This is a genomic window from Corynebacterium sp. 1103A (genome assembly GCF_055700955.1).
Map to the genome: position 1 here is coordinate 287,226 of NZ_JASTTF010000002.1, position 26,174 is coordinate 313,399.

Sequence of the window (26,174 nt, forward strand, 5' to 3'; positions counted from 1 at the left end):
AATGTGGTGAATATATCAAAAATTTGTGTTGCCAAATGAACTGTCTAGACATAAAGTCTTTAGTGAGAATTGAACCTCAGTAAGGACCGACTCGTTATCGGTACCGATTGCTCCAGCCGATGCCTTCGGGCATCGGCTTTTTACTACCCGAAAGGCCTTATCCCCTACCATGACAGCTCCCCAGAAATACCGCGTAGGCATCGACGTCGGCTCTTACTCGGTCGGTTGCGCCGCCATTGCTATCGACGACGCCGGATTCCCCACGGAAATCCTGAGTGCTGTGTCGTTCATCCACGACTCGGGCCTGGATCCCGATTCTCAGAAGACCGCAGTCACCCGTCTCGCGGTCTCCGGCGTAGCTCGACGCACGCGCCGTCTGTACCGTCGACGACGCCACCGCATGATCAAACTCGAGAAATTCCTCGAGAAGCAGGGCTGGACTACCCTCCCCTTCGAGAGCTACTCCGACCCCTACCTGCCATGGAAAGCACGCGTCGAACTAGCCAACGGCTTCATCGCAGACGAAGCTGAGCGGGGCGAGAAGCTGTCCATCGCAATGCGCCACATTGCCAACCACCGCGGCTGGCGTAATCCGTATGTCAAGACCGTCTCCCTCTACTCCCCTGGCGAACCTAGCGACGCCTTTGAAGCTATCCACAAAGAGCTCGAGGCAAAGACCGGTAAGAAGATTCCCGCGAACGCCACTGTTGCCCAGCTGATCTCCTTCGCGCAGCTTGGCGTAGATCGCATCCGTGGCGGTGGGAAGAAGAAAGACCAAGCCAAAGAGAAAGCCGGCCGGGGTGACGAGGTGAAAACCGCGGTTATTTCTGCGCGCCTGCAACAGGTCGATCACGCGCGCGAAATTAACGAGATCTGCAAGACCCAGAAGATTGATGACGCTCTTCGAAAAGAGCTCATCAATCACGTTTTCGCGGCAGAGTCCCCGAAGGGGGCGCAGGTCGGCCGGGTAGGCAAGGACCCGCTACAACCCAAACTAGATCGTGCGCTCAAGGCTTCGGACGCCTTCCAGCGCTACCGTATCGCCGCGCTCATCGGAAACCTGCGCATCCGCAATGGTTCGTCCAAGGACGAGCTAACCAAGGAACAAAAGCTGCTGGTCTTTGACTACCTCGTCAATCTGGATCCGAAAAAGACTCCCTCCTGGTTGGACATCGCAGAGATCCTGCAAATCGACCGCGGTGAATTACTGGGTACGGCGACGATGACCAACGACGGCGAACGCGCAGGAGCGAAGCCTCCGGTGCACGACACCAATCGCACTATCTTGTCCAGCAAGGTCAAAGCTTTGGCGAACTGGTGGAAGGGCGCAAACGACGCCGAGCGAGCAGCCATGCTGAAGTCTTTGTCCAATGCCGAGGTGGATGACTGGGATTCCGCCGAAGGCGCCCTGGTCCAGGCTTTCTTCGCTGAGCTCGAGGAGACTGAGCACGAAAAGCTTGATCAACTTCATCTACCCATGGGACGCGCTGCCTACAGCGAGGACACTCTGGTTCGCCTGACCCGACGCATGCTCGAGGACAATCTCGACCTCCACCGTGCTCAGCGCGAAGAGTTCGGTATTCCGGAAGGTTGGGCTCCTCCTGCCCCGTCGATCGGTGAACCGGTAGGAAACCCCGCTGTAGACCGCGTCCTCAAGACGGTAGCGCGTTGGCTCAATGCCGCTACCGATGAATGGGGTGCGCCCGAGTCTGTCGTCATTGAGCACGTCCGCGATGGCTTTGTCAGCCGTGCCAAGTCGATCGAAATTGACCGTGACATTAACCGACGGACGAAGCGCAACTACGAGTTGCTCTCGAAGATGCAAGAAAACCTCGGCATGGAGGGCAAACCGCGAAAGTCCGACCTGTGGCGGTACCAGTCTGTTCAACGCCAAAACTGCAAGTGTGCATTTTGCGGCGACACGATTACCTACACCAACTGCGAGATGGACCATATCGTCCCGCGCGCTGGTGAGGGCTCGACGAACACTCGTGACAACCTCGTGGCGGTCTGCCACCGCTGCAACCTGTCGAAGAAGAATGTTCCCTTCGCAGTATGGGCTGAATCTTCTTCCATTCCTGGCGTCAGCGTGAAGGAAGCACTCGAACGAACCCGCCACTGGGTCGAAGACTCCGGCCTGACGAAGCGTGACTTCAACAAGTTCCGCGACAGCGTGTGCCAACGTTTCAAGCGCACGGCGGTCGATGAACCTATCGACAACCGCTCCATAGAATCCGTCGCTTGGATGGCTAACGAACTCCGGGCCCGCGTGGCGCAGACCTACGCTGCTAGCGACACCGCGGTGAGCGTTTACCGCGGCCAGATCACGGCTGAAGCTCGTGGCGCCTCCGGTATCTCTCGGAAGCTTCGGTTTATCGACGGAACCGGCAAATCCCGTTTGGACCGCCGGCACCATGCCGTGGACGCTGCAGTGGTCTCCTTCGTGCAAAACTATGTGGCTGAAACTCTCGTACTGCGCAGCAACAAGCGTGAAGCCGCAAAGCTCACGGGCGAAGCTGAGCAGTGGAAGGAATTCACCGGCAGTGATGACGCGCACCGCGCTGCTTGGCGCCAATGGCTGCCCCGCATGCAGAAGCTAGCTGCGCTACTACAGCAGGCGCTGGATGAAGATCGCGTTGTCGTCACCTCGAACTTGCGACTGCGTTTGGGCAACAGCCGCGCACACGAAGACACAATCGGCAAGCTGAAGAAAATCTCGCTCGGGTCAGAAATCAGCATCACCGACATTGACCGCGCCTCGACGGAAGCGCTCTGGTGTGCTCTTACCCGCGAACCAGACTTCGATCCCAAGGAGGGGCTGCCCGCTAATCCTGAGCGTCGAATCCGCGTCAACGGGACGTGGTTCAGTGCTAAAGACAACGACACGATTGAGGTCTTCCCCGTTGGGGCGGGCGCTATCAAGGTTCGCGGCGGTTACGCTGAGCTCAGCCGTTTCCACCACGCGCGCATCTACCGCGTCCCGAGCGGAAAGAAGCACGCGTACTGCATGTTACGCGTCTACAACACGGATTTGGTCCGACACCGCAACGAGGATCTCTTCAGCGTCGAGCTCAAACCGCAGACCATGTCTGTACGCCAGTCCGAGCCCAAGCTACGTAAGGCACTAGCCGAAGGAACCGCCGAATACCTAGGCTGGATTGTGGTCGACGACGAGCTCGTCATCGACACGTCCAAATTCAACACCGGACAAATTGCCGACATGCAGAGCGAATTAGGCCAAGTCCGACGCTGGCGATTAGATGGGTTCTATTCAAACGCTCGACTTCGCCTTCGTCCGTTACATATGAGCGCTGAGGGGCTGAAAAAGGACGCAGCAGACAGCCTAAACAAGGTCATTGATCGGCCTGGTTGGCTACCGGCAGTAAATAAACTTTTCCACGATAGCAACGTGATCGTTGTTCGCCGTGATTCCTTAGGTAGGCCCCGGTTAACTAGTTCTGCGCATCTCCCTGTCACCTGGAAGGCTGACTAACCATGAACTCGGGATGGCGAGTAATCGATTGCATTGGTCTCGAAGGCTCACTCCACTACAGGCGTGGCCAATTACTCGTACGAAAATCTGATGCAGATCCGGGTGTCGCCATCCCGCTCACACAAGTAGCAGTAGTACTTATCGGCTCGAAAGCCAGCGTGTCAGGAGCTGTCATCATGAAGCTCAGTGAATACGACATCTCGTTAGTTGTGTGCGATTGGCGCCAGGTTCCAGTAGCGGGCGCTATTCCGTGGCATGACCATACGCGGGTGGGTATTCGCCAGCGCTGTCAAGCAGAGCTTTCGCTTCCTCGGAAGAAACAAGCCTGGGCACGGGTCATTTCAGCAAAGATTTACGGCCAAAGCCGGACTGCGGAAGCAATCACGGGGCATCCTTCTCCAAGACTCAATGAACTTGCCGGCAGAGTCCGTTCCGGAGATCCCGATAACCACGAGGCACGGGCTGCACGAATTTACTGGTCCTTTATTTCCGATGGGCAAAAGTTTTCTCGAACGCCGGGAGCAGGCGAAACAGGTTGGAATAGTGCGCTTGATTATGCCTACACCCTACTCCGGGGATACGGCATTCGAGCGATCACAAGCGCCGGTCTCGCGGGGACACTCGGCCTCTTCCATCGCGGCCGCGGCAACGCCTTCGCGCTAGTCGATAATCTCATGGAGCCTTTCCGGCCAATGATTGACCAGATTGTGTTCAGCGCATTAACTCCGGAAGAGGACTTAACTCCAAGTACTAAACAGATGCTTTCGACCAGAATCACGGGAAACTTCAGCAAAGACGGGAAGACTCAGCCCACGGTATTCAACGAATTCGCCCAGCACTATGGGTTGTACGTCGAGGGCGAAGTTGAGTCTCTCCAGGTACCTAGATGGAAGGGAATCCTAGATGCCAGCGAAGGGCAGTGAACCAGTGTGGTGCGTCGTAATGTTTGATCTCCCAGTCAAGACGAAAAAGGAAACTCGAGACGCCAACAGATTCCGTAATCACCTCTTGGACCTTGGTTTCTGCCGTGCACAGTATAGCGTCTATGTCCAATACTTCCCGCTAGCTTCTCGCGTAGCCACAACGGTTAAACAAATAAAAACCGAGCTACCTTCTGGAGGAGATATCCGAATCTTGTCGGTGACAGATAGCCAGTGGTCAAAAGTCATCCGTTTCTCGAAAGAAAAAGAGGTCCCAGCAGATACAATCCCTAGCCAACTTGTGATTTTTTAACCAACGATCGCCAAAATAGACCCAGGTAAATGGACTTTTCCACGCCCACCTGAAGTCTATCAGGGATTTCGAGAACTGAACCCCAGCTATAACAACGACCAGCTCTGGGACACGAGAAGTCTATCAGGGATTTCGAGAACTGAACCCCAGCTTTCTTTTGCACGGATCGCACGGTGCGCGAAGTCTATCAGGGATTTCGAGAACTGAACCCCAGCCGCTTGGCGGCGTTTGCTTATGGTGAGCGAAGTCTATCAGGGATTTCGAGAACTGAACCCCAGCGTCCATCCCAATTCAGTGGACGCAGCAAGAAGTCTATCAGGGATTTCGAGAACTGAACCCCAGCTCAGTTTAGAACACCCATGCGACACTCGGAAGTCTATCAGGGATTTCGAGAACTGAACCCCAGCGTGTGGGTTGGTACTCAACCCAGTCATGGAAGTCTATCAGGGATTTTGAGAACTGAACCCCCAGCCGAGGGGGCCACACTCCGACTTTGGACAGGAAACATATTAGGGGTTGAGAACCTGACGTTGACGTGAGGAGGCCTCTAAGAATAGAAGTTGCCCCAAGATTCCTTGAGGGGCAGAGCCTATTTGCCTCGCAGCTTGAGGTTTACAAGCTCACCTGAGGGCTTGGTGAAGTCAACCGTGAGACTTGAGGCATTCTGGTTCGCTTGCAGGTTTCTTTCCTTTTGGAATTCAGTTCTTCTGGCCCTCTTTCATGGAGCCAGGTTTCGAGCGGTGCCCGCACACCTTTTGTCTCTCGGGATTGACTACAGTCGAGACCATGACTGAGCAAAGGAAATACAGCACGGACAACCCGTTCAAGGCGGAGCTGTGGGCGCCGGTTACCGGCTTCGAGGACTTGACGGATGTGACCTACCACCGGCTGCGCGGGGATAGCCGGGCGGATGGGATTGTGCGCGTGGCGATTGACCGGCCGGAGGTGCGCAACGCTTTCCGGCCGCACACGGTGGATGAGCTGTACCAGGTGCTGGACCACGCGCGGCGCACACCTGACGTGGGCACGGTGCTGCTGACTGGTAACGGCCCCAGCCAGAAGGACGGCGGCTGGGCATTTTGTTCCGGCGGCGACCAGCGCATTCGCGGCCGCTCCGGGTACCGCTACGCCACGGAGCACGCGCACGATGACGCCACGGCGGATGAGTCCACGGTGGATACCTCGCGCGAGAAGGTCGAGGGCGGGCGCCTGCATATCCTGGAGGTCCAGCGCCTGATTCGGACCATGCCGAAGGTGGTTATCGCCGTGGTCAACGGCTGGGCGGCCGGCGGCGGGCACTCGCTGCACGTGGTCTGCGATATGACGGTGGCCAGCCGCCAGGAGGCGCGCTTCAAGCAGACTGACGCGGACGTCGGATCCTTCGACGCCGGTTTTGGTTCCGCCTACCTGGCCAAGATGGTGGGCCAGAAGTATGCGCGCGAGATTTTCTTCCTGGGCCGGACCTACGACGCCCAGCGGATGTACGAGATGGGCGCGGTCAACGAGGTCGCCAATCACGGCGAGCTCGAGGACGCGGCAATCCAGATGGGCCGCGAAATCAATATGAAGTCCCCCACCGCGCAGCGCATGTTGAAGTTCGCGTTTAACCTGACCGATGACGGCCTGATGGGCCAGCAGGTCTTCGCCGGGGAGGCAACCCGCTTGGCCTATATGACCGATGAGGCGGTCGAGGGCAAGGAAGCCTTCCTCGAAAAGCGCGAGCCCAACTGGGACGACTTCCCTTACTACTACTAGCCGCTACTTCTGCGGCTGGCCGTTTTCCCAGCGGTAGAAGCCCTCGCCGGACTTTAGGCCGAGCTTGCCATCGTCGACCATCTTGTCCAGCAGCTCCAGCGGGGCGTCGGGGCCCTGGGTCAGTTCCTTGAAGGCGGCATCGATAGCCCCCGGATCGGAGACGCCCTCGCCCAGGACGGTGGGGACCTCACGCTTGATGGCGGCCTTAACGCGGTTGATGGCAAAGCCGGTGGATTCCTTGTACACCGGCACGACCTGCAGGCCGTAGGTGGCCATGTGCTCCAGCATGAAGTCGAAGAGCTCTTGGTCGGCCTGGCCGGAGCCCATGATTTCGATGAAGCTGGCCACGTAGTTTTCCAGGTTGGCGTCGATATAGGCCTTGATCTTATCGAGGGCCTCCGGGGAGACGGGGTCGGACAAGTGCACTACTCCGCCGCGGACGGAAAGCATCAAAGAGATGCGCTGGCCCAAACGCCAGCGCCGATGACTACTACGGGATGGTTGCCAATATTCTTCGGAAGTGTCATAAGCCCAACCGTGCGCTTAATAAATTCTGGTGTGCCTGCGATGATTTTGCGGACTTTTCAACAAATTTTCCCTCTGGAATGGACAGCACATTAGTTAAACTGTAAAGTGTTGGCCATGAGAATCAGCAGCTCCATTGCCCTCCTTGTTTCCCGTATTGCCCTCGGCATCATCCTCATGGGCCACGGCTGGCAGAAGTTCAGCGAGTGGGGTATTGCCGGCACCGCCGACTCCTTCGACGCCATGGGCGTGCCGGCCGCCGGCCTGGCCGCCGTCGTGGCAGCCGTCATCGAATTCGTGGGCGGCATCCTCATCATCGCCGGCCTGTTCACCCGCTGGGTCAGCGGCCTGGTCGTCCTGCAGATGATCGGCGCCGGCGTCTTCGCCAACCACTTCTCCTCCGGCCTGTTCATCGACGGTGACGGCTGGGAGCTCGTCGGCGCAATCGCCGCGGCCGCCCTCGCCTTCGTCGCCGTTGGCGCCGGCCAGATTTCCCTGGACCGCATCTTCTTCGGCAAACGCGCCGCCCGCGGCTAAACTATGTGACCGTGACTCATCTCCTCGCCCCGCTAGCCGTCCACCCCGACCGGCCCGCCGCCATCCTCCCCGACCTGGAGGCGGCGATAGCGGGGCAAAAGTCTTTTCTGCCCGTGCCCGCCACGGACCGCGCCAAGACCACGGTGCTGACCAATTCCCAGCGCTGCGGCCAGCCCATCGACGCCGACATCGCCCTGGTGGTGCCCACCTCCGGGTCCACGGGCACCCCGAAAGGCGCGCAGCTGACCGCGGTCAACTTGGTCGCCAGCGCGGACGCCACCCACCAGCGCCTGGGCGGGCCCGGCCAGTGGCTGCTGGCTATGCCCGCCCACCACATCGCCGGCCTCCAGGTCCTGGTCCGCTCGCTCGTCGCCGGCGTGGACCCCTGGTGCCTGGATCTGACCAACGGTTTTGACGTGGACGACTTCGCCCACGCCGCCGCAGAACTCTCCCGCACCGGGGATCGCCTCTACACCGGCCTGACCCCCATGCAGCTGGGCAAGGCACTGGACTCCCTGGCCGGCATCGAGGCGCTGCGCGCCTTTGACGCCATCCTGGTCGGCGGCGCGGCCCTGCACCCGCAGCTCGCCGAGTCCGCGGCCAACCTGGACATCGCCGTCGTGACCACCTACGGCTCCTCTGAGACCGCTGGCGGCTGCGTCTACAACGGCCAGGCCCTGCCCGGCACCCAGGTCGCCGTGGATAACGGCCGCATCTACCTGGGCGGCCCCACCATCGCCCACGGCTACCGCAACGTGCCGGATCACCCGGCCTTCGCCCGGCCCGGCTGGTTCGCCACCTCCGACGGCGGCGCCCTCCACGGCCAGGGCGAGACCGCCCGGCTGGAGGTCACCGGCCGACTGGACAACATCATCGACTCGGGCGGGCTGAAGCTGCACCCTGAGGTGCTCGAGCGCGCCATCCAGTCCGTGCCCGGCGTCAACGACGTCTGCGTGGTCGGAGTCCCCCACCCGCGGCTGGGCCAGGCCATCGTGGCCGCCTACACCGGCTGGGCCTCCCGCGGGGACATCATCGACGCGCTCGAGGAAGCCGATACCCCGCGCTGGCAGCTACCCAAGGATCTGCGCCGGATGGACGAGCTTCCCACCACTGGCCCGGGCAAGGTCAATCGGCAGGCAATCATCCAGCTTTTCCAGGGTTAGTTGGCGGAATCTTCGGGGCCAACGCGCATGCTAGCCCCAGTAACTTTCCACCCGCCGCGTTGAGCTTTTCTGCTCAGTCAGTTCGAAGCAGAAAGACGGCTCTAAATGAATAAAGGACACGGGACACTGCCGGCGTCCCACATCGCGACCCTAGACGTCCTGCGCGGCGTCGCCACCCTGGGCACCTTGCTCACCAATATCTGAATCTTCGCCAACCTGGCGCGAGATTTCGACACCGTGCTCTCCACCTCCACCATGGCGCAGGAGGTCAGACACTGGTTCACCGGCTCCGCCACCGGCCCGAAAGACGAGTTGCTCGTCGACTTCCTTCCCTACTTGACGCCGTGCCCATAAGCTACGGTCCCATCGCGGTGGTCGTGGCCGGGCTGCTTGCCCACAGCGAGAGAAGGTCCAGGATCACCTCGCGAGCTTCTGGAGCAGGCACTACGGAGGTGCCATTCATGTTCGCCATGGGCATTGCCCTGTTCCTCATCCCCACGCCTCTACCGCGCCGGCCACTGGCTCCAAGCCGTCGGCTGGATGGCTCTGACCTGCTATATCCTACAGAACATCCTGGCGTCCCTGCCTTTCTACGACTTCGGCCTGGGGCTCACCCACGCTATCTCCGGGCGGAGGTAGACCTGGTGGGTGCTGGGCATCTACCTGGGCATCTGCGCCTTCCTGGTGGCCTTGAGCCGCCTATGGCTGTCCAGGTTTTCTCGCGGGCCAATCGAGCTGGTCTTGGCCGCCGCACTGCGGCACCTCGGCCCTGACAACACCGAGGCTACCCGGCAGCCCGTACCCGCCGTCGCCGGCTAGGCCGATAGCGCCGGCTTAGTTTTCCAGGCCGGCGTCCATAAACGACAAGTGCTTGTCCGTGTAGCGCGCGCCGGCCACGGGGTGGGCGGCCACGGCGGCATCGACGGCCTCGACCTGGGCCGGGTCCAGCGACTGCGCGGCCGCGTTAGCGCGGATGCGCGCCAGGTTGGTGCTGCCGGCCACCGGGTAGATGTCCGTGCCCTGGGCTAGCAGCCAGCCAAGCGCGAGCTGCGCCGGGGTCATCCCCCACTCCTCGGCCAGCGCGAAGAGGGCCTGAGCCAGCTGCCTATTGGCCGCGAAGTTCTCCGCGTGCAGGCGCGGCGACGAGGAGTCATCGTTCGGCTGGGCCGAGCCGGCCAAAAAGCCCTTGCCCAGCGGGGAATAGGCCATAAAATCCAGGCCCAGCTCCCGGGCGACCGGCAGGACGGTGGTCTCCGGGCCGCGGGTCCACAGGGAGTATTCGTGCTGGATAACTCTTAGCGGGCATTCCGCGTGCGCGCGACGGATGGTATCCGGGGCGGCCTCGCACAGGCCGAAACGGGCGACCTTGCCTTCCTGGATGAGCTCGCCAACAGTACCCGCAACCTCCTCGATGGGCACCTGCGGGTCCACGCGGTGCTGGAGGCAGACGTCCAATTGGTCCCTCCCTAGGCGCCGCAGCGATCCCTCGACGCTGGCCCGGATGACCTCCGGACGGGAGTTGAGCCGGCCGGTCGGAGTGCCGTCTTCTATCTCCCAGCCGAATTTGGTGACCACGGTACCGCGGCCGCCCAGGGCCTCGCCCAGCAGTTCCTCGCCGGTAAACGGGCCCTGGATCTCCGAGGTGTCAAAGGTATCCGCCCCGGCCTCCAGCGCGCCGCGCAGGACGTCGACCATCTCCGCCCGGCGCGGGGAATCCGGGTAGGAGTGCGGGGTCATGGAGGTACAGCCTAAAACTACGCGGGAAGTCATGTCTGCCCAGTCTAGCTGTCTTTATCCGCCGGCCGGACGACCATTTCCTGGGCCACTCCCTCGGCCACAGTGAAGGTGGCCCCGGCGGAGGTTTCCACCTCTAACAGCCCGGCCATGGGGGCGGCGACCACGCGCACGGCCGTTCCCGGGTGCACGGCGAAGCGATCGAGGTAGCGCAGCAGCTCCGGGTCGTTGTCGTTGACCTGCTCGAGGATCACCTCTGCCCCGGGTTCTGCCTGGGCGAGGCGTTGCGGTGACAGCGGCTCCGAACTGCCGTCGGCGCGCGGGATGGGATCGCCGTGCGGGTCACGGACCGGGTGCCCCAGGTGGGCATCGATAGCGTGCACGAAGCGATCGGAGGTGGCGTGCTCCAGGGCATCCGCTTCGGCGTGGACCTCGTCCCAGCTGTAGCCGAGGGTGCGCACCAGGAAAGTCTCTAGCAGGCGGTGGCGCCGCGCCATCACCACGGCTAGCTCGCGGCCGGTCGGGGTCAGCCCCACGCCGAAGTAGCGCTCGTGGACCACGAGCTTCTGCTTGGCCAGGCGTTTGACCGCCTCGGAGGCCGTGGGCAGCTTCTGCTGCAGTGCGGTGGCGAGCTCGCCTAGCGCCATGGGGGTGCCCTCGCCGTGGCGTTCCTCATAGTCCCACAGGATCTTCAGGTAGTCCTGCGTGCGTTCGGGCAGATCGCTGACATGCATGGGGGCTATTTTAGCTAGCTCGTTGCAGAGCGCGGGGTCCACTGTGTACGGTCTTAGTAGTTCAACTCGTTGAACATCGACATTCATTTCCATATTCTTGAAAGGAGGTGGCACCCACGGTGAAACGTCGCACTTCCCTGGCCGTTACGGCCCTGACGTTGGCTACCCTGACTGCCACCCTGACCGCCTGCTCGTCCGACTCCGCGGAATCCGCCGGATCGGCGGGCAGCGCGGACAAACCCCTGACCGTCTTCGCCACCACCGGCTACCTGGCCGACGCCGTGCACAACATCGCCCCGGACGCCGAGGTCACCACCATGGTCGGCCCGGGCGGCGACCCGCACACCTACCAGCCCACCACCCAGGACATGGAGGCCATGCGCGACTCCGACCTGGTCCTGTGGAACGGCCTGCACCTCGAGGCCCAGATGATCGACCAGCTCGAGTCCCTGGGCGACAAGCAGCTGGGCGTCGGCGAGAAGCTCGACAAGCGCGACCTGTTGCCCTGGCCGGAACAGGGCCCAGAGGGCGAAAAGCTCTACGACCCGCACATCTGGAACAGCCCGCAGCTGTGGTCCCAGGTGGTCGACGAAATCGGCGACAAGCTCGGCGAAATCGACGCGGACAACGCCGCGGATTACGAGAAGGCCGCCGACTCTTACGAAGAAAAGATCGCCGACGCCCACTCGAAAGCCGAAAAGGCGCTCGAGAGCGCCGACCCGCGCGTGCTGATCACTGGTCACGACGCCTTCAACTACTTCGGCAAGACCTTCACTTTCGAGGTCCACGCCACGGACTTCGTCACCACCGAGGCCGCGCTATCGCCAACGCAGATCTCCGAGCTGGCCGACACCATCGCCAAGGAGAAGGTGCCGGTCATCTTCCAAGACAACCAGGCCAATCCGCAGGCCATTACCTCTCTGAAGGAGGCAGTCCACTCCCGCGGCTGGGACGTTCACGTCTCCGACCAGGAGCTTTTTGCCGATACGCTAGGCCCGACCGCGCCGACGGATACCTACCTGGGCGCCTTCCAGCACAACGCCGAGGCCGTTGCGGAGGCGCTGTCCTAAAATGTCCGCACTTCACCAGGTGCCGCGGGAACGCAGCAACAGCGACTGCGACCGGGCGATGCTCCGCGTCAGCCACCTGACCGCCGGCTACGGCCGGCACGCAATTCTGGAAGACGCCTCCTTCGCGCTGCGCCGCGGGGCGATTACGGGGCTGGTCGGCGCCAACGGCGCGGGCAAGTCCACGCTGGTCAAGACCCTGACCGGGATGATCAAGCCGCTGGCGGCGGACGAGCTGTCTTTCGACGGGCAGTCCCTCGACCACTTCCGCCAGCGGCTGGGTTATATGCCCCAGCACACGGACGTCGACTGGAAGTTCCCCGCCACCGTGGCCGATGTCGTGCGCATGGGCCGGCTGCCGCGCCTGCGCTGGTGGCAGTGGCCCGGCCGTGCGGACCGCGCGGCCGCGACGAAGGCCCTGCAAGAAACCGGGATGGATAGCCATGCGCGCATGCCCATCGGGCAACTGTCCGGCGGGCAGCGCCAGCGCACGCTTCTGGCGCGCACCCTGGTGAACGAACCCGACCTACTCATCCTGGACGAGCCCTTCGCCGGCGTGGACGCCGCCAGCCAGGACGCCATCATGTCCATCATCCGCGCCCGGCGCGACGACGGCGCCGCGGTCCTACTGGTCCACCACAACCTCGCGGAGGTCACCCACTACTGCGACGACGTGGTAGCCCTCGGCCACGGCCGCGTGCTGGCCACCGGCCCGGTGGCTGAGGCCCTGCAGGATTCCGTGGTCAATGAGATGTTCGGGCTGCCTGCATGAACCCGCTCGATCTCTTAGACAACTACACCTACACGCAGGCCCTCGTTGGCACCGTGGGCCTGGGCGTGTGCGCCGGGGCGCTGGGGCCGCTGATCTACCTGCGGCGCCAGTCGCTGCTCGCGGATGCGATTTCGCACTCCGCCCTGCCCGGCCTGCTCGTCGCCTTCCTCGCCGCCACCATGCTGGGGCTCAACGGCCGTAACCCGCTGGCGCTCGTCGTCGGCTCGGTGCTTTCCGGGTTGTTCGCCGTGGCGATCATCAACGCCCTGGTACGCCGCACCCCGCTGCGCCCGGACGCGGCCATGGCGGCCACCTTAACCACATTCTTCTCACTCGGCATGCTGTTGATGCAGTACATTTCCCGCCACCCCCTGCCCGGCAAGGCCGGCATCCAGGACTACCTGCTGGGGAATGCCTCCACCCTCACGCGCGCCGATGTGGGCCTCATACTCGTCATTGGCGTCGGCACATTGTTGATTCTTTCTTGGGTACACGATAAACAGTCTGCCGTCGTCTTTGACGTCTCCTTTGCACAGGTGGCCGGCCTGCCCGTCCGGGTGCTGGACTGGTTAAGCTTTCTCGCGCTCACGGTGGTCACGGTCTCCGGGGTCAAGGTCTCCGGCGTGGTGTTGATGGTGGCCGTGGTCATCGCCCCAGCCGCTGCCGCCCGGCAGTGGATCACCCGCCTGCTCCCGTTCATCGCCCTGTCCGCCGCCTTCGGCGGGCTGGCCGCCGCGGTCGGGTGCTACATCTCCATCGCCTACGGACCGCTGCCCACCGGCCCGGTCATCGTCCTCGTCCAGGCCGCCCTCGTGGCCGTATCCTTCGCCCGCACGGGCCTTAACCGCCGCCAGGAGGTGCGCGCATGAGTCTCGCATTTTCCGCTTGTTTGCTGGCCATCCTCACGTCGCTGGCCTGCGCTATCCCCGGGATTTTCGTCGTGCTGAAGGGCGAGTCCATGGTCATCGACGGCATCGGCCACGCGGTCCTGCCCGGTATCGCCGTGGGCTACCTGTTCACCGCGGATATCGGCTCCCCCTGGCTCCTGCTGACCGCCGCGCTCGGCGGGCTGGCCGTCGCCCTGCTCACCGAGTGGCTCGGCCGCGCCAAGCTGGTCACCGGCGACGCCTCCTTGGGCCTGGTATTCCCCGCCCTCTTCGCCTTCGGCACCATCCTGATTTCGACCAAGATGAGCCACGTCCACCTGGACGTGCACACCGTGCTGGTGGGGGATCTCAACCTGGCGGTCTTCGCCAACCCGAACTACCTCTGGGTCATGCTGACCGTTCTCATCATCAACGCCGCCTTTGTCGCCGTGGCTTTCCCGCGGCTGACGGCTAGTTCCTTCGATGCCGAGTTCTGCCGCATCCAGGCAATAGGCGGCCGCGGCCTGCACACCGCGTTCATGGCCCTGGTGGCGTTCAGCGCCACCGCGGCCTTCCACGCCGCCGGCGCCATGCTGGTCATCGCGCTCATGGTTTTCCCCGCCATCACCGCCCGGCTGCTAGCCCACCGCGTGCTGCCCATGCTGGGGCTCGCCTGCCTGGTGGCAACCGGCACGGCCATCGCCGGCTTCTGGGCCGCCTACCACCTCCAGGCTGCCACCTCCGCCGCCATGACCGTAGCCAACGCCGTGGTCTTCGCCGCCGCCCTTGGTGTCTATGCGTGGCGCAGCCGGCAGAACACCCGACGCCACATCCGAGCACAGTAGAACACAGTAGAACTTGGCTGCTACACCAGCTTCCCATTTAACTTCCCACTTAACATAACACTGTGGGAAGTTAAGTGGGAAGCTGAGTGGGAAGTAGTTAACCCGGCTAATCTCCGACTAACGGCACACAAGCCGATAACGTTGACGCGGGCTCCTCGTCGGCTCGGTCCGCTCCACCTTGCCTTCAGCAATTAATTCATTTAGCGCCTTCTGGACTGCACTTCTACTCAACCCCGTAGCATGTACAGACTCAGTCGTCGAAGCCGATACGCAGCTTTCCAGGTGTGCGAGGACCTGATCACGGGCGGTCCCGTAGCTTTCAGTAGAGGCCACTCGCCGCCGGTGGAAGGTAATCGTAAAACTGTCGATTCGGTTGAGATAAGTCGGCGGGGGCATCAGCGCATCCGCTAGCGAACGTTGAATAGTGGGGATTCCTGTCCCCCGGTTTTCCGCCACAGCCCCGCCACCCGGCAGCGGGATATCTTCGAGGAAGGTAGTAATGCGCTGGTTTCTCGTGGAGCTAACTCCTGGTGCACCGAGCGTGCGCACCGATACCCCGCCGTAGAGACCACCTGGGCTGGTAATTTCCAGCCGGTCGACGAACATGTTGATCTGGACCGGCGCGCCCAGGCTGGCCGGCGAGTAGTCGCGGTGCATCAACGCATTGACGAGGGCCTCCCGTACAGCAACAGGCGGATAGTCCGGGACATCGGTGCGGAAGACATCTCCAATTAGCGCCCCAGTACGCATGTTCCGCTCTACAGCCGCCACGCCTGCCTGAACAATTTCTGGAATACTTCCCGTGATGGTCTGGCTGTCGAGCAGCCGGTGTCCAGTGGCCACTTCTGCCTTGTCTGTACCAGGAAAAAGAGCAAAGGTGGCCGTCAGTCGGGGGTAGAACTCCTGCGGGTATTCGCCCATGACAAGCAGCGCAGCCAAAGTAGGATTGCTGCCCTTCGTAATGCGCAACCTCTTGAGCGCTAGATCACGCCCCTCAGCGAAGGTTTTGGGGCGGCGTTTCTCCTGCAAGGCAAGGAAACTGGACAACTGGGCATCACCCAGATCTTCTACGCCTGCCTCGACAACGGCTTCTTCATCCCACTTTGGCTGCGCATGCTCTTCCACAAGACGATCTATTTCGTAGTTCGTCAAACGTAAGTCACCGTCGCCAGTGCGCACATAACTCCCGCCGTATTTCCCTTGGTCCGTTACGTAGCAAGGCTTATCGCGGCTAGGAAGGGCCTCGATCCTAGCGGCCAGGATTACCTCTCCCTCGAAGGGAATCAGATCGATTGTGGGGCGCACAGGTGGAGTTAGCTGCTGGCAGCGTTGTTCAAGCTGGTCTTGAGCCCTTCGCGCATCAAACCCCTCAATCGGCTGGAAGGCCAAGTCTTCAGTAAGCCCGACAAGCAACAGCCCGCCGTCGCCGTTAGACAACGCACTTAAAGACTCGCGGACGCTCTTACCCACGCCAGATTTAACTTCGACCGATTGCTCATCAGTGCCTATGAGGCGCAGATTCGCGACTAAAGTCGCCAGCTCGTTCTCGTTCATCCTATCCCGCTTCCGCCAGCTTCCCACTCAACTTCCCACTTAACATAACACTGTGGGAAGTTGAGTGGGAAGTTAAGTGGGAAGTTGACTTCGACCGGTCGGAACTAGCGCTTTCGGGAGGAACGGTTGGGATTCCGGCTGGCTCTGGGATGGCAGTTAGTTAAAGCGCTAACCGAGCGCGTGGCACAATGGGCTGTATGTCAGCTGCTGGAAAGAAGTACTCCGCCACCCGCGCGGATTGGATTGAAGGGGCCCGGCCGCACACCTGGGCCAACGCTTTCGCCCCGGTCGTCGCCAGCACCGGCGCGGCCGCCTCGCTGGGCCAGGCCCACCTCGGGCGGGCCCTGCTCGCGCTCGTCGTGGCCTGGGCGCTCATCATCGGCGTCAACTTTGCCAACGACTATTCCGACGGCATCCGGGGCACCGACGATGACCGCTCCGGCCCGCAGCGGCTCACCGGCGGCGGGCTCGCCAAGCCCGCCCACGTCAAGTACGCCGCCTTCGGCTGCTTCGCCGTGGCCGGCGTCGCCGGCATCATCCTGTCCCTGTGGGCGGGTGCCTGGTGGTTCATCCTCGTCGGCGCGCTGTGCATCGCCGGCGCATGGTTTTATACCGGCGGCAAGAACCCCTACGGCTACCGCGGACTCGGCGAGGTCGCCGTCTTCCTCTTCTTCGGCCTGGTGGCCGTGCTGGGCACCGAGTTCACCCAGGCCGGCCGCATCTCCTGGACCGGCCTCGCCCTGGCCGTGGGCGTGGGCGCGATGAGCTCCGCGGTCAATCTGGCCAACAACATCCGGGATATCCCCTCGGACGCCGCCACCGGCAAGATCACCTTGGCCGTCACCCTGGGCAACGAGCGCGCCCGCCTGCTGTTTACCGTGCTCCTGCTGTTGCCGGTACTGCTGACCATCGGCATCGCCTTCGACTCCTGGCTGGCGCTGCTGGGCCTGGTCTACTTCCCGTTCGCGCTCGGCGCGGTGCGCACCGTCAACCGCGGCGCCCAGGGCCGGGAGCTCATCCCGGTCCTCGGCATGGCCGGCCGGGCCATGCTCATCTGGGCCGTGGTCGTAGCCATCGCGCTGGTCATCGTCTAAGCAACAACCACCGACTGCAGGAAAGGGCGCGCTAGATGCTAGGGGTTATCACCGGGTTCGCCATCATCCTGGCCGTCATCTTCGTCGGCTGGGTGCTCGCCGTGCGCGGGGTCATCGGTTCCGACCGCGAGCGCCTGATGTTCAACCGGGTGGCTTTCTACGCCGCGACCCCGGCTTTGCTCTTCCACTCCGTGGCGCGCTCGGATCCCGGGGTGGTCTTCTCCCCGGTCATCCTGGTGGTCATCGGGGCGACCGTGGTGGTCGCTGCCGTCTACGCGGCCCTGCACTTCCGCCAGTCCCTGCCGGATATCGCCTCCGGCGCGGCCGCGGCCAGCTACTTCAACTCCGTCAACATCGGCCTGCCGGTGAGCACCTACGTGCTGGGCGATTCCACGTATGCCATCCCCGTCGTCTTCATCCAGATGGTCCTGTTCACCCCGCTCATCCTGGGCGCGCTGGGCGGCAAGTCCCTGCTGGGCGGGATCAAGACCGGGCTGCTCTCCCCCATGGTGGTAGCCAGCTTCCTGGGCTTTATCGTGGCCTGGCGCGGCTGGGAAATCCCCGCGCCCATCATGGAGCCCATCGGCCTGCTGGGCGGGGCGTCCATCCCCATGATCCTGATGAGCTTCGGCGCCTCCCTGAAGACCTCCGGGGTGCTTTCCGATCCCTCCGCGCGCCGCCCCACCGCGACCGCGACGCTGCTGAAGCTGGTGGGCATGCCGCTGGCGGCCTTCGGCCTGGCGAGCATCTTCGGCCTGAGCGCCGACGCCACCTACGCCGCCGTTATCCTCTGCGCGCTGCCCACGGCCCAGCAGGTCTACAACTACGCAGCCACCTTCCAGCGTGGCCAGACCGTCGCCCGCGACGTCGTCTTCCTGACCACCTTCGCCGCGCTGCCGGTGATGCTGGTGATAGCCTTCCTCTTCGGCCGCTAGTTACGGCCGGCCAGCTCGCGCTGGACCCAAGCCTTGTGGGCCTTGCGCTGGCGGGAGTACTCGGCCAGCGAGTTCGTGGCCTCAAGCCGCCACTTGGTAAAGATGAGCATCGACAGCGGCAGCGCTAAGAACAGGGCCAACAGCGCGGAGAAGATCAGCGGCACCGGGGCGCCAATGAGCATGGCCAGGCCCTGGATGACCACCGTCAGGACCAGGAAGAGAACCAGGCGGGCCAGGCCGTACTTGGCCATCGCCTTGCGCGAGGCAGAGCGCAGCTCCGGGTCGGGCTTGGGCGGCTCGTGCTCGCCCCGCTCCCCCACGCCAGCAGTGGCCGCATCGGCAGGCCGGGCGGCACCGGCCGGGGTTGTCGGCGATGCCGGGCTGGCCGGGGCGGCCGGGGTGGCATCGTGAGCCGGGGCCGACTTAGGAGTCGATTCCGGGGTCGATTCCGGGGCCGCCGCGGGGCGGTTCTGGGCTTCGTTATCGTGGGCTGACACGTCAGACATTTTACCTTCGCCTAAGCTAGTCGGTTAATTTTTGGTTAAGTACTATGGAGGGCATGGGACGCCTCATCCTTCTCCTCCTCATCGTTGCCGCCGTCATCCTAGTCTGGAAGGCCTTCGGCCCCGGCACGTGGGGCAAGCGCTCCGAAATCCAGGCGGATAACCGCACCCCAAGCCCCAAGCAGATCAAGGGCCCGGATGATGACGAAGAGTTCCTGTGGAACATTGAAAAGCAGCGCTTCAAGGAGCGCCGCGCGCGAGAGGCTCGTGAGGCCGAGCAGCGCCGCCAGCAGGAACGCCAGCGCCGGCAGCAGCCCCCGCAGGACGAATCTTAAGCCCCTTAGGCCCGGTGTGGGCCCGGGCTACTCGGACTGGTCTTTGAACGTGAGCTCCAGGCCCAGCGCCTGGGCCACGGCCGCGACCTTTTCCCACCGCACGCCCGTGCCGCCGTGCTCGATGGTGTGCAGCGTCGAGCGGGACACGCCCGCGTCCTCGGCGAGCTTTTGCTGCAGGATGCCGCGCTCCCGGCGGCACCGGGCCAGGTACTCGCCCAAGTGCAGCAGCTGCGGGTTGTCCCCGGCCGGCTTGCCGGGCTTGTTACGAGTGCGGTTTTCCATTCGGTAGTCCTCCCGCCACCAATCGCGGCAGTAGTGAGCTAGAGGGAGTGAGCTGGTGGGAAGCTCGCGGCTAGTTCAGGCCCGCGTAGGAGTGCAGGCCGGAAACCACCATGTTAATGAAAAACAGGTTGAAGATCATGGTGGCCAGCGCCAGGATGTTGACCCAGGGGGCGTACTTGCGGGCCGAGGGGGTCGCGCGCATGTGCAGGTAGGCCGCGTAGAGGATCCAGGTGGCAAAGGAGACGGTCTCCTTCGGGTCCCAGCCCCAGAAACGGCCCCAGGCGGACTCCGCCCAGATAGCGCCCAGGACAATGCCTAGGCCCAGGGTGGGCAGGGTGATGACCGCCAGGCGGTAGGCCAGCTGGTCCAGCTTCTTCGCCGAGGGCAGAATCATCGTGATGGTGCCCAGGAAGCCATGCTCCTGGCCCTTGGGCTGCGCGCGGCGCAGCAGGTACAAAATCGAGGCGATGCCGGAAACAATACCGATGGACGCGCCCACGGAGACCGTGGTGACGTGGATGGGCAGCCAGTGCGACTGCAGCGCCGGGACGACCGGGGCGGACTCCGCGTAGAGCTTGGTGGAGCCGTAGAACAGCAGGGCCAACATCGGGGTCAGCAGCCACGGCCACAGCGGGCGCCACTGCTTGCGCTGCAGGTATATAGCGGCGACCACCATGGTGCCGGCGGTGACCATCAGGACGTACTCGTAGAGGTTGCCGAACGGGAAACGGCCGGTGGCCAGGCCGCGCAGGACAATCGCCACCAGGTGCAGGACCACGGCCACCCAGATGAGCGACTGGGTCATGTTGCCAATCTTGTCGGCGCGGCGCTCACGGTGCGCGACCTCGTCCGCGGTCGGGGCGGGCTCGGCGCCCGACGCCCCGACGGGGGTCGCGGCGGCGTCACTAGACCCGGCGCCTACCGCGGCGAGCTCCTTGTTTTCCTTGCGGCCCTTCGCCTTTTCTTCCTGGGCCGCGCGGCGGGTCTCCAAGAGGCTCTTCATGCGCCCGTAGTACATCAGGGACATGAAAAGAGCGACGATATAGATGACAAACGCGGTCTGTACCGCGATGTCCGAAAAGTTCGACAGGTTCTGATCGACCGGCATACACACCTACTCTGACAGATTGCGTTCGCAGATTAGACTACCCCTGGCCAGCACGGGAATCCAACTTTAGATGGACAGGATTATTTGTCTTCGTAATCGAAGAGCTCGTCCTCTTCCGTCTCCTCCGGATCGGGCAGCTCCAGCAGCTCACGGTAGAGCACGTGGAACTCTTCCGACCAGCCGGCCCGGTCCGTGCGCGACAGGCCCGCCATCTCAATAGCGGTGGTGCCGTCGGCGTTCGGGCGCAGGCGCACCCACACGCGGCGGCGCTTGATGACCAGCGAGCCGACCAGGGAGGCCAGCATGACCAGTGCGGAGACGAGCACCCAGAACTGCATCGGGTCGTAGGAGACCTGGTAGTTGGCGAACTCGTTGGCGCCGTCGAAGGTGACCTTGGTGCCGTCGTCGAGCGTGACCGACTCGCCCATCCCCAGGTTGACGCGCTCCAGCTTCTGCAGCGCGCCCGAGTGCATCAGCGTCGAGTCCAGGGAGAAGATGGACTGCGCCGTGCCGGTGTCCAGGCCCGCGTCGCCGCGGTAGATGTCGATGGCCAGCGCCGGGTCCATCATGGACGGGAAGGACGAGGACAGCAGCTCGCCGTTCTCCCCGGACCAGCTGGCCGTCGGCGCGAACAGGCCCTGGATGGCCAGCTGGTTCTGGCGGCGCTCGTAGAGGTCCGGGTACATGCCGGCCGGCGGGTCGAAGCGCATGGCGCCCGAGGACAGGAAGTTGGTCAGATCGTCCGGGCGGAACTGCATGGTCTGCGTGCGCTTTTCCCCGTCCGGCCACTCCACCGTCACGGTGGGCGCGAAGCCGTGGCCCTGCAGGTAGACGCGGTTATTGGCCAGGCGCAGCGGGTGGTTGACCTTGAGCTCGTAGTCGTCCCAGGCCTCTTCGCTGGCGTAGATGTCCTCGCCCTCGGCGTAGGAGACGTTGGAGGTAAACATCTCCGCCTGCCCGTTCGGCAGGTAGTCCGCGGTGAAATCGTGTGCGACCAGGCAGAAGGGGTGCAGGCCCGTGCCGTCGAAGAGCGGGCCGGCGCGGAAGGAGTCGTAGTTCGACGTCGAGGTGTTGCAGAACTCGGTGGACTGCTCGGCATCGGAGGCAGAAACGTGCTTGCCGGACTCGGTGACCACGATGACCTGGCCCTCGTAGTAGACCATGCGGCCCACGGCGATGGTGACCAGCATGGCCACGAGCGCGACGTGGAAAATCAGGTTGGCCAGCTCGCGGGAGTAGCCGCGCTCGGCCGAAAAGGACAGCGCCCCGGCGCGATCCTCGCCCGGCTCGTAGCGGGCCACGCGCCAGCGCTTGAACATCGCCTGGGTCTTCTCGCTGAGATCCTCGATGCCGCGCTCCGAGGTGCCCTCGGCGTGCAGCGGCATGCGGGTCAGGAACTTGGGCGGGCGGGTCGGCTGGGCCTTCCACGCCTTGTAGTGATCCCACGAGCGCGGCAGGATGCAGCCGATGAGCGAGATGGTCAGCAGCACGAAGATGGCGATGAACCACGTGGAGGAGAAGACATCGAAGAGCTGCAGCTTGTCGTAGATCTCGGCGATAGCGCCGTTGGTCTCGATGAACTCGTTGACGTTGGCCTCGTTGAGGTCGCGCTGCGGCAGCAGGGAACCGGGGATCGCGGCGACCGCCAGCAAAAACAGCAGCGCCAAGGCGGTGCGCATACTGGTCAGCCAGTTCCAGCCCCGCTTGAGCCAGGTGCCGATCTGTTTCACGAATGCTCCTTAACTAAATGAGGGTCGCGCCGTATTCCACGGTCCACTGCCGGATCCAGTTGATGAATTCTCCCCAGAGGCCCGTCAGCAGTGCCAGGCCCACCAGGATCATGGCCACGCCACCGATTACCTGCACGGTACGCGAGTGCTTGCCCAGCCAGGAAATCGTGCGCATGGCCCGGGCCGAGCCCAGCGCCACGAGCAGGAAGGGCAGGCCCAGGCCGAGGCAGTAGCCGATGATGAGGATGGTGCCGCGCAGAGCCGTCATCCCCTCGGTGCCCGCGGACACGGAGATGATGGCGGCCAGGGTCGGGCCCAGGCACGGGGTCCAGCCCAGGGCGAAGACTCCGCCCAAAAGCGGCGCGCCCAGCCAGGTGGTCCAGCGCTTGGGCGACAGGCGGGTGTCTTTTTGCAGCGCGGGCACCAGGCCCATAAAGACCACGCCCATGAGGATGGTGACCACGCCGCCAATCCGCATGAGGGTGTCAGCGTTTAAGGTCAGCACGGAGATCGCGCCGAAGACGGAGACCGTCGCCAGCACGAAGACCACGGTGAAGCCAAGGATAAACAGCAGCGCCGCGCCGACCACCGCCCACTGGCGGCGCTTGCCCACGCGGGCGCCGTACTCCGCGTCATAGGTGACCTCCCCGCCGACCACGCTGGCCAGGTAGGAGATATACCCGGGCACCAGCGGGACCACGCACGGGGAGGCAAAGGAGACCAGGCCGGCGGCGGCCGCGGCGATGATCCCTAACAGGATGGGCCCGGCCGCGGCGGTGTCCGCGAAGGTCTGCCCCAGCCCCGACTGGGCCACGATTAGCTGTGCGTCCATACGCTAGGCGGACTCCTGCTCTAGTTCCTCGACGACCTCCAGCAGGTCTTGGTCCGTGATCTCGCGCAGGAAGACGGCGGCCGGGCGGTGCTGCTTGTCCAGCACGATTGTGGTGGGCACGACCGCGGTGGGCACGCCACCCAGCGCCGCCGCCGTCTTGAACGGCGGGTCATAGATGGACGGGTACTCTAGGCCGTTGTCTTCTTTGAAGTCGCGCGAAATCTGCGGGTTGTAGTCGCGCACGTTGATGCCGAAGACGGTGCCGGCCTCGTCTTCCTGGAGCTTTTCGTGCACCCGCTGCAGGTCGTCCGACTCGGAGCGGCACGGCGCGCACCACTGGCCCCAGGAGTTAAGCACCACGATCTGGTCGTCGAAGTCCGACAGGGAGATGGTCTCCCCCTCGTTCATCAGGTCCTCGCCGCTGAACTCCTGCAGCGGCTTGCGCTCCTCGGGCGCGTAGCGGATCTCCGTCTGCCCGCCCGGGGTGATGAACTCGAAGGTCTCCCCCGTGGCGACGGCGTTCTTGGAGTTTTCCTCCGACTGCTGGCAGGCGGACAGGGTCAGCGCCGCCGCGGTCAGCGCGGCAGCGGCGGCAACAAGCTTGGAAGACATATACACCTGAAAAATCTAGGCCAGGAAAATAGACCGTTGAATTAATAACTGGGCGGCGAAAGAACAGAAAGCGAGACCAGAAGGCCACCCCAGAGGCTAAGCCGGAAGGCTAGATCTGGTGGGCCGGGGACGAGTAATAGATATCAGTGATCTCATCGTCCTGGAAGACCAGGGAGGTCACGGACGCCAGATCGCACTCCCGCGCCCACGGGGCGTGCGGCAGGCGCAGGCCCAGCACGGTGCGCTGGACCATCACGATGGGCAGCTGGTGAGAGACCAGCACCGCCTCGTGGCCGGCGGCCTTGTCGCGGGCGCGCTCGACCGCGTTCATCATCCGGTCCGCGATCTGGGTGAAAGGCTCGCCCCAGGACGGCTCGAGCGGGTTGCGCATCAGCGGCCAGCGGCGCGGGTTCCACAGCTGGGAGCGCAGGCCCTTGGTCCGCAGGCCCTCGAAGCGGTTGCCCGACTCGATGATGGTCTTGTCCAGCTCCACGTCCAGGCCGGTGACCTTGGAGATGGGCTGGGCGGTTTCCTGGGTGCGCTGCAGCGGCGAGGCCGCCAGGTAGGTCACGTCGTGGCCGCGGAAGACCTCGGCCGTGCGCGCCGCCATGGAGTGCCCGCGGGACGACAGGTGGTAGCCCGGGATTCGGCCGTAGAGGATCTTGCCCGGGTTGTAGACCTCGCCGTGGCGGACCAGGTGGACGATGGTGGCAGTCACTAGTTCTCCTTTGTTGCGGCGGCAGCGGCCTTCGCTGCCGTGGCAAGTGCGTTTTCAATCCTCTCGAAATCATTGTCGCTAAGCGCGTCAGATACAAACCAGGTCTCGAAAGCGCTCGGCGGAACCATGACGCCGCCTTCCAGCAGGGCGTGGAAGAAGGGGGTGAAACGCCAGGTCTCGGCCGCCTGCATGTCGGCGAAGTTGCGGCCCTCGCCCTCGGCGAAGCGAATGGAGAGCATCGACTCGGCGCGCTGGACGTGGTGGGCCACGCCCTCGCGCTCCAGGGCGCGGTGGATGAGCTTTTCCAGGCGGTCGGCCTGCTGCTGCAGGCGCGGGTAGAGCTCCTCGTCCGCCAGCTCCAGCGAGGCCAGGCCCGCGGCCATGGCCACCGGGTTACCGGACAGCGTGCCGGCCTGGTAAACCGGCCCGACCGGGGCGAGGTAGTCCATCACGTCGGCGCGGCCGCCAAAGGCTGCAGCGGGCAGCCCGCCGGAGACCACCTTGCCGAAGGTCACCAGGTCACCGGCGACGTGGTCGACGCCGTACCAGCCCTGGTGGGAGGTGCGGAAGCCCGTCATGACCTCGTCCAGGATGAGCAGCGCGCCGTCGGCGTGCGCGATCTCCTTGAGCGCGGCGTTGTAGCCCTCGTCCGGGGCGACGGTGCCCATGTTGCCGGCCGCGGCCTCGGCGATGATGCAGGCGATCTGGCCGGGGTTCTCGGCAAAGGCCGAACGAACGGCCTCCAGGTCGTTGTAGGGCACGACGATGGTGTCCTGGGCCTGCGCGCCGGTCACGCCCGGGCTATCGGGCAGCCCCAGCGTCGCCACGCCGGAGCCGGCCGCGGCCAGCAGGGCGTCCACGTGGCCGTGGTAGCAGCCCTCGAACTTTAAGACCTTCGGGCGGCCGGTGAAACCGCGGGCCAGGCGCACCGCGGACATGGTGGCCTCCGTGCCGGAGTTGACCAGGCGCACCTTGTCGACGGCGGTGCGGCCCACGATGGTCTCGGCCAGCTGCACCTCGGCCTCAGCGGTCGCGCCGAAGCTCAGGCCCTTTTCCACCGCGTACTGCACGGCTTCTACGATCTTCGGGTGCGCGTTGCCGTGGGTCATCGGCCCGTAGGAGCTGACCAGGTCCACGTAGGTGTTGCCGTCCACGTCCCACAGCTGCGAGCCCTTGCCCTGCGCAATAGCGCGGGCCTGCCCGCCGACGGAACCGTACGCCCGAACCGGGGAATCCACCCCGCCGGGGATCACTTTCTCCGCTCGTGCGAAAAGCTCGGCGGACTTGGACGTTGTCATGGCGCTAAAAGTAGGCATAGCCCACATTCTACGGGTTTTCGCGCTATACAAAAGTTGTAGCCGCCCGCACCCGCCCTGCGTGCTCCGCCGCCCTGCGCTAGGGTGGCGGCTGGAGCGAACTAGGTGACCCGGACCGGCCACCTGCTCGGGGAAAACACACGCACACAGCACGCTCAGCCAACGCGCTGAATCACCGACTACGCACACGACGCTATCGAGAAACATTCGGGGGAATCTTTCATGCCGCCGCGCTTTCACACAGCCGCCTTTGCCATTGCCGCTACCCTTTGCCTTTCCGCCTGCCAGACCACCGAACCCGCGCCGGAGGAAGCCCGCCCCGCACCGGAGCCGGACTCCGGCCCGCGCCCCTGGTCGCCAGGCTCCGACTCCGCGCTCAGCGGCGCGAGTTCCACCGCGCCCGACGCGACCACCCTGGACGGGGAGGTCTC

At 63.8% G+C, this 26,174-nt stretch carries 25 protein-coding genes, 1 pseudogene and 1 CRISPR repeat array; of the genes and pseudogenes, 14 read left to right on the forward strand and 12 right to left on the reverse strand.

The window, feature by feature from the left end; translation table 11 throughout:
- The first annotated feature begins 169 nt into the window (after positions 1-169).
- The 4 genes from cas9 to QQS52_RS02945 all read left to right on the forward strand — a co-directional run bounded on the left by cas9 (position 170) and on the right by QQS52_RS02945 (position 6,481).
- The gene (gene cas9 / locus QQS52_RS02930) at positions 170-3,493 is read left to right on the forward strand and encodes a type II CRISPR RNA-guided endonuclease Cas9 (protein WP_472772490.1); all 3,324 of its coding nucleotides are present in this window, start codon (positions 170-172) and stop codon (positions 3,491-3,493) included.
- 2 nt (positions 3,494-3,495) lie between these two features.
- Complete coding sequence (cas1, locus tag QQS52_RS02935) at positions 3,496-4,416, forward strand: type II CRISPR-associated endonuclease Cas1 (protein WP_472772491.1); 921 nt, start codon at positions 3,496-3,498, stop codon at positions 4,414-4,416.
- Positions 4,397-4,726, forward strand: coding sequence for a CRISPR-associated endonuclease Cas2 (gene cas2 / locus QQS52_RS02940; RefSeq protein ID WP_472772492.1), 330 nt, complete (start codon positions 4,397-4,399; stop codon positions 4,724-4,726). The genes cas1 and cas2 overlap by 20 nt, the downstream gene beginning before the upstream one ends.
- A gap of 51 nt (positions 4,727-4,777) precedes the next feature.
- Positions 4,778-5,197: a CRISPR direct-repeat array (repeat unit 36 nt; unit sequence GAAGTCTATCAGGGATTTCGAGAACTGAACCCCAGC).
- A gap of 315 nt (positions 5,198-5,512) precedes the next feature.
- A complete protein-coding gene (locus QQS52_RS02945) occupies positions 5,513-6,481 on the forward strand; it encodes a 1,4-dihydroxy-2-naphthoyl-CoA synthase (protein ID WP_472772493.1) in 969 nt (322 codons plus the stop codon).
- Positions 6,482-6,484: 3 nt separating this feature from the next.
- Here QQS52_RS02945 and QQS52_RS02950 read toward each other — a convergent pair whose 3' ends face one another.
- Entirely contained in the window at positions 6,485-6,901 is a 417-nt protein-coding gene (locus tag QQS52_RS02950) for a 3-hydroxyacyl-CoA dehydrogenase family protein (RefSeq protein ID WP_472772494.1), read from the reverse strand.
- Positions 6,902-7,123: 222 nt separating this feature from the next.
- Between QQS52_RS02950 and QQS52_RS02955 the strand changes: the two genes are divergently transcribed.
- From QQS52_RS02955 to QQS52_RS02965, 3 genes and pseudogenes are all read left to right on the forward strand, one after another.
- Entirely contained in the window at positions 7,124-7,543 is a 420-nt protein-coding gene (locus tag QQS52_RS02955) for a DoxX family protein (protein ID WP_472772495.1), read from the forward strand.
- Between the two features lie 11 nt (positions 7,544-7,554).
- Positions 7,555-8,706 carry an o-succinylbenzoate--CoA ligase gene (menE, locus tag QQS52_RS02960; RefSeq protein ID WP_472772496.1) on the forward strand — a complete coding sequence of 384 codons (1,152 nt, stop codon included), beginning with the start codon at positions 7,555-7,557 and terminating at the stop codon, positions 8,704-8,706.
- A gap of 477 nt (positions 8,707-9,183) precedes the next feature.
- A pseudogene (locus tag QQS52_RS02965) lies at positions 9,184-9,525 on the forward strand (DUF418 domain-containing protein).
- A gap of 15 nt (positions 9,526-9,540) precedes the next feature.
- On the opposite strand, the gene QQS52_RS02970 reads toward QQS52_RS02965, so the two are convergent.
- Together QQS52_RS02970 and QQS52_RS02975 are read right to left on the reverse strand one after the other, a co-directional pair.
- A complete protein-coding gene (locus tag QQS52_RS02970) occupies positions 9,541-10,476 on the reverse strand; it encodes an aldo/keto reductase (RefSeq protein WP_472772497.1) in 936 nt (311 codons plus the stop codon).
- 11 nt (positions 10,477-10,487) lie between these two features.
- Positions 10,488-11,174, reverse strand: a complete 687-nt coding sequence (locus QQS52_RS02975; protein ID WP_472772498.1) for a metal-dependent transcriptional regulator — start codon at positions 11,172-11,174, stop codon at positions 10,488-10,490.
- 119 nt (positions 11,175-11,293) lie between these two features.
- Between QQS52_RS02975 and QQS52_RS02980 the strand changes: the two genes are divergently transcribed.
- From QQS52_RS02980 to QQS52_RS02995, 4 genes are read left to right on the forward strand one after another with little or no spacing between them, the layout of a single operon-like run.
- The gene (locus QQS52_RS02980) at positions 11,294-12,244 is read left to right on the forward strand and encodes a metal ABC transporter substrate-binding protein (RefSeq protein ID WP_472772499.1); all 951 of its coding nucleotides are present in this window, start codon (positions 11,294-11,296) and stop codon (positions 12,242-12,244) included.
- A gap of 1 nt (position 12,245) precedes the next feature.
- A complete protein-coding gene (locus tag QQS52_RS02985) occupies positions 12,246-13,013 on the forward strand; it encodes a metal ABC transporter ATP-binding protein (protein ID WP_472772500.1) in 768 nt (255 codons plus the stop codon).
- Positions 13,010-13,882, forward strand: a complete 873-nt coding sequence (locus tag QQS52_RS02990) for a metal ABC transporter permease (RefSeq protein ID WP_472772501.1) — start codon at positions 13,010-13,012, stop codon at positions 13,880-13,882. The genes QQS52_RS02985 and QQS52_RS02990 overlap by 4 nt, the downstream gene beginning before the upstream one ends.
- A complete protein-coding gene (locus QQS52_RS02995) occupies positions 13,879-14,724 on the forward strand; it encodes a metal ABC transporter permease (protein WP_472772502.1) in 846 nt (281 codons plus the stop codon). The genes QQS52_RS02990 and QQS52_RS02995 overlap by 4 nt, the downstream gene beginning before the upstream one ends.
- 117 nt (positions 14,725-14,841) lie before the next feature.
- Here QQS52_RS02995 and QQS52_RS03000 read toward each other — a convergent pair whose 3' ends face one another.
- A complete protein-coding gene (locus QQS52_RS03000) occupies positions 14,842-16,278 on the reverse strand; it encodes an ATP-binding protein (protein WP_472772503.1) in 1,437 nt (478 codons plus the stop codon).
- Positions 16,279-16,475: 197 nt separating this feature from the next.
- Between QQS52_RS03000 and QQS52_RS03005 the strand changes: the two genes are divergently transcribed.
- Together QQS52_RS03005 and QQS52_RS03010 are read left to right on the forward strand one after the other, a co-directional pair.
- Positions 16,476-17,372, forward strand: a complete 897-nt coding sequence (locus QQS52_RS03005) for a 1,4-dihydroxy-2-naphthoate polyprenyltransferase (RefSeq protein ID WP_472772504.1) — start codon at positions 16,476-16,478, stop codon at positions 17,370-17,372.
- Positions 17,373-17,407: 35 nt separating this feature from the next.
- Complete coding sequence (locus QQS52_RS03010; RefSeq protein WP_290224564.1) at positions 17,408-18,307, forward strand: AEC family transporter; 900 nt, start codon at positions 17,408-17,410, stop codon at positions 18,305-18,307.
- On the opposite strand, the gene QQS52_RS03015 is transcribed toward QQS52_RS03010, so the two are convergent.
- Entirely contained in the window at positions 18,304-18,558 is a 255-nt protein-coding gene (locus QQS52_RS03015) for a DUF4229 domain-containing protein (RefSeq protein WP_472772549.1), read from the reverse strand. The two genes, QQS52_RS03010 and QQS52_RS03015, sit on opposite strands and share 4 nt — an antisense overlap.
- 308 nt (positions 18,559-18,866) lie before the next feature.
- On the opposite strand from QQS52_RS03015, the gene QQS52_RS03020 reads away from it, so the two are divergent.
- A complete protein-coding gene (locus tag QQS52_RS03020) occupies positions 18,867-19,145 on the forward strand; it encodes a hypothetical protein (protein WP_472772505.1) in 279 nt (92 codons plus the stop codon).
- Positions 19,146-19,172: 27 nt separating this feature from the next.
- Here the strand turns inward: QQS52_RS03020 and QQS52_RS03025 are convergent, their stop codons facing one another.
- The 7 genes from QQS52_RS03025 to hemL form a co-directional block, all read right to left on the reverse strand.
- A complete protein-coding gene (locus QQS52_RS03025; protein ID WP_472772506.1) occupies positions 19,173-19,427 on the reverse strand; it encodes a helix-turn-helix domain-containing protein in 255 nt (84 codons plus the stop codon).
- A gap of 70 nt (positions 19,428-19,497) precedes the next feature.
- Positions 19,498-20,535, reverse strand: coding sequence for a c-type cytochrome biogenesis protein CcsB (gene ccsB / locus QQS52_RS03030; protein WP_472772507.1), 1,038 nt, complete (start codon positions 20,533-20,535; stop codon positions 19,498-19,500).
- An 80-nt stretch (positions 20,536-20,615) separates the two neighbouring features.
- The gene (locus tag QQS52_RS03035; RefSeq protein ID WP_472772550.1) at positions 20,616-22,214 is read right to left on the reverse strand and encodes a cytochrome c biogenesis protein ResB; all 1,599 of its coding nucleotides are present in this window, start codon (positions 22,212-22,214) and stop codon (positions 20,616-20,618) included.
- 64 nt (positions 22,215-22,278) lie between these two features.
- On the reverse strand, positions 22,279-23,097 hold the full coding sequence (locus QQS52_RS03040; RefSeq protein ID WP_472772508.1) for a cytochrome c biogenesis CcdA family protein: 819 nt from the start codon (positions 23,095-23,097) through the stop codon (positions 22,279-22,281).
- Between the two features lie 3 nt (positions 23,098-23,100).
- Complete coding sequence (locus QQS52_RS03045; protein ID WP_472772551.1) at positions 23,101-23,709, reverse strand: TlpA disulfide reductase family protein; 609 nt, start codon at positions 23,707-23,709, stop codon at positions 23,101-23,103.
- A gap of 109 nt (positions 23,710-23,818) precedes the next feature.
- The gene (locus tag QQS52_RS03050) at positions 23,819-24,427 is read right to left on the reverse strand and encodes a histidine phosphatase family protein (protein ID WP_290224551.1); all 609 of its coding nucleotides are present in this window, start codon (positions 24,425-24,427) and stop codon (positions 23,819-23,821) included.
- The gene (gene hemL / locus QQS52_RS03055) at positions 24,427-25,752 is read right to left on the reverse strand and encodes a glutamate-1-semialdehyde 2,1-aminomutase (protein WP_472772509.1); all 1,326 of its coding nucleotides are present in this window, start codon (positions 25,750-25,752) and stop codon (positions 24,427-24,429) included. Before hemL ends, QQS52_RS03050 begins: the two co-directional genes overlap by 1 nt.
- Positions 25,753-26,174 lie beyond the last annotated feature (422 nt).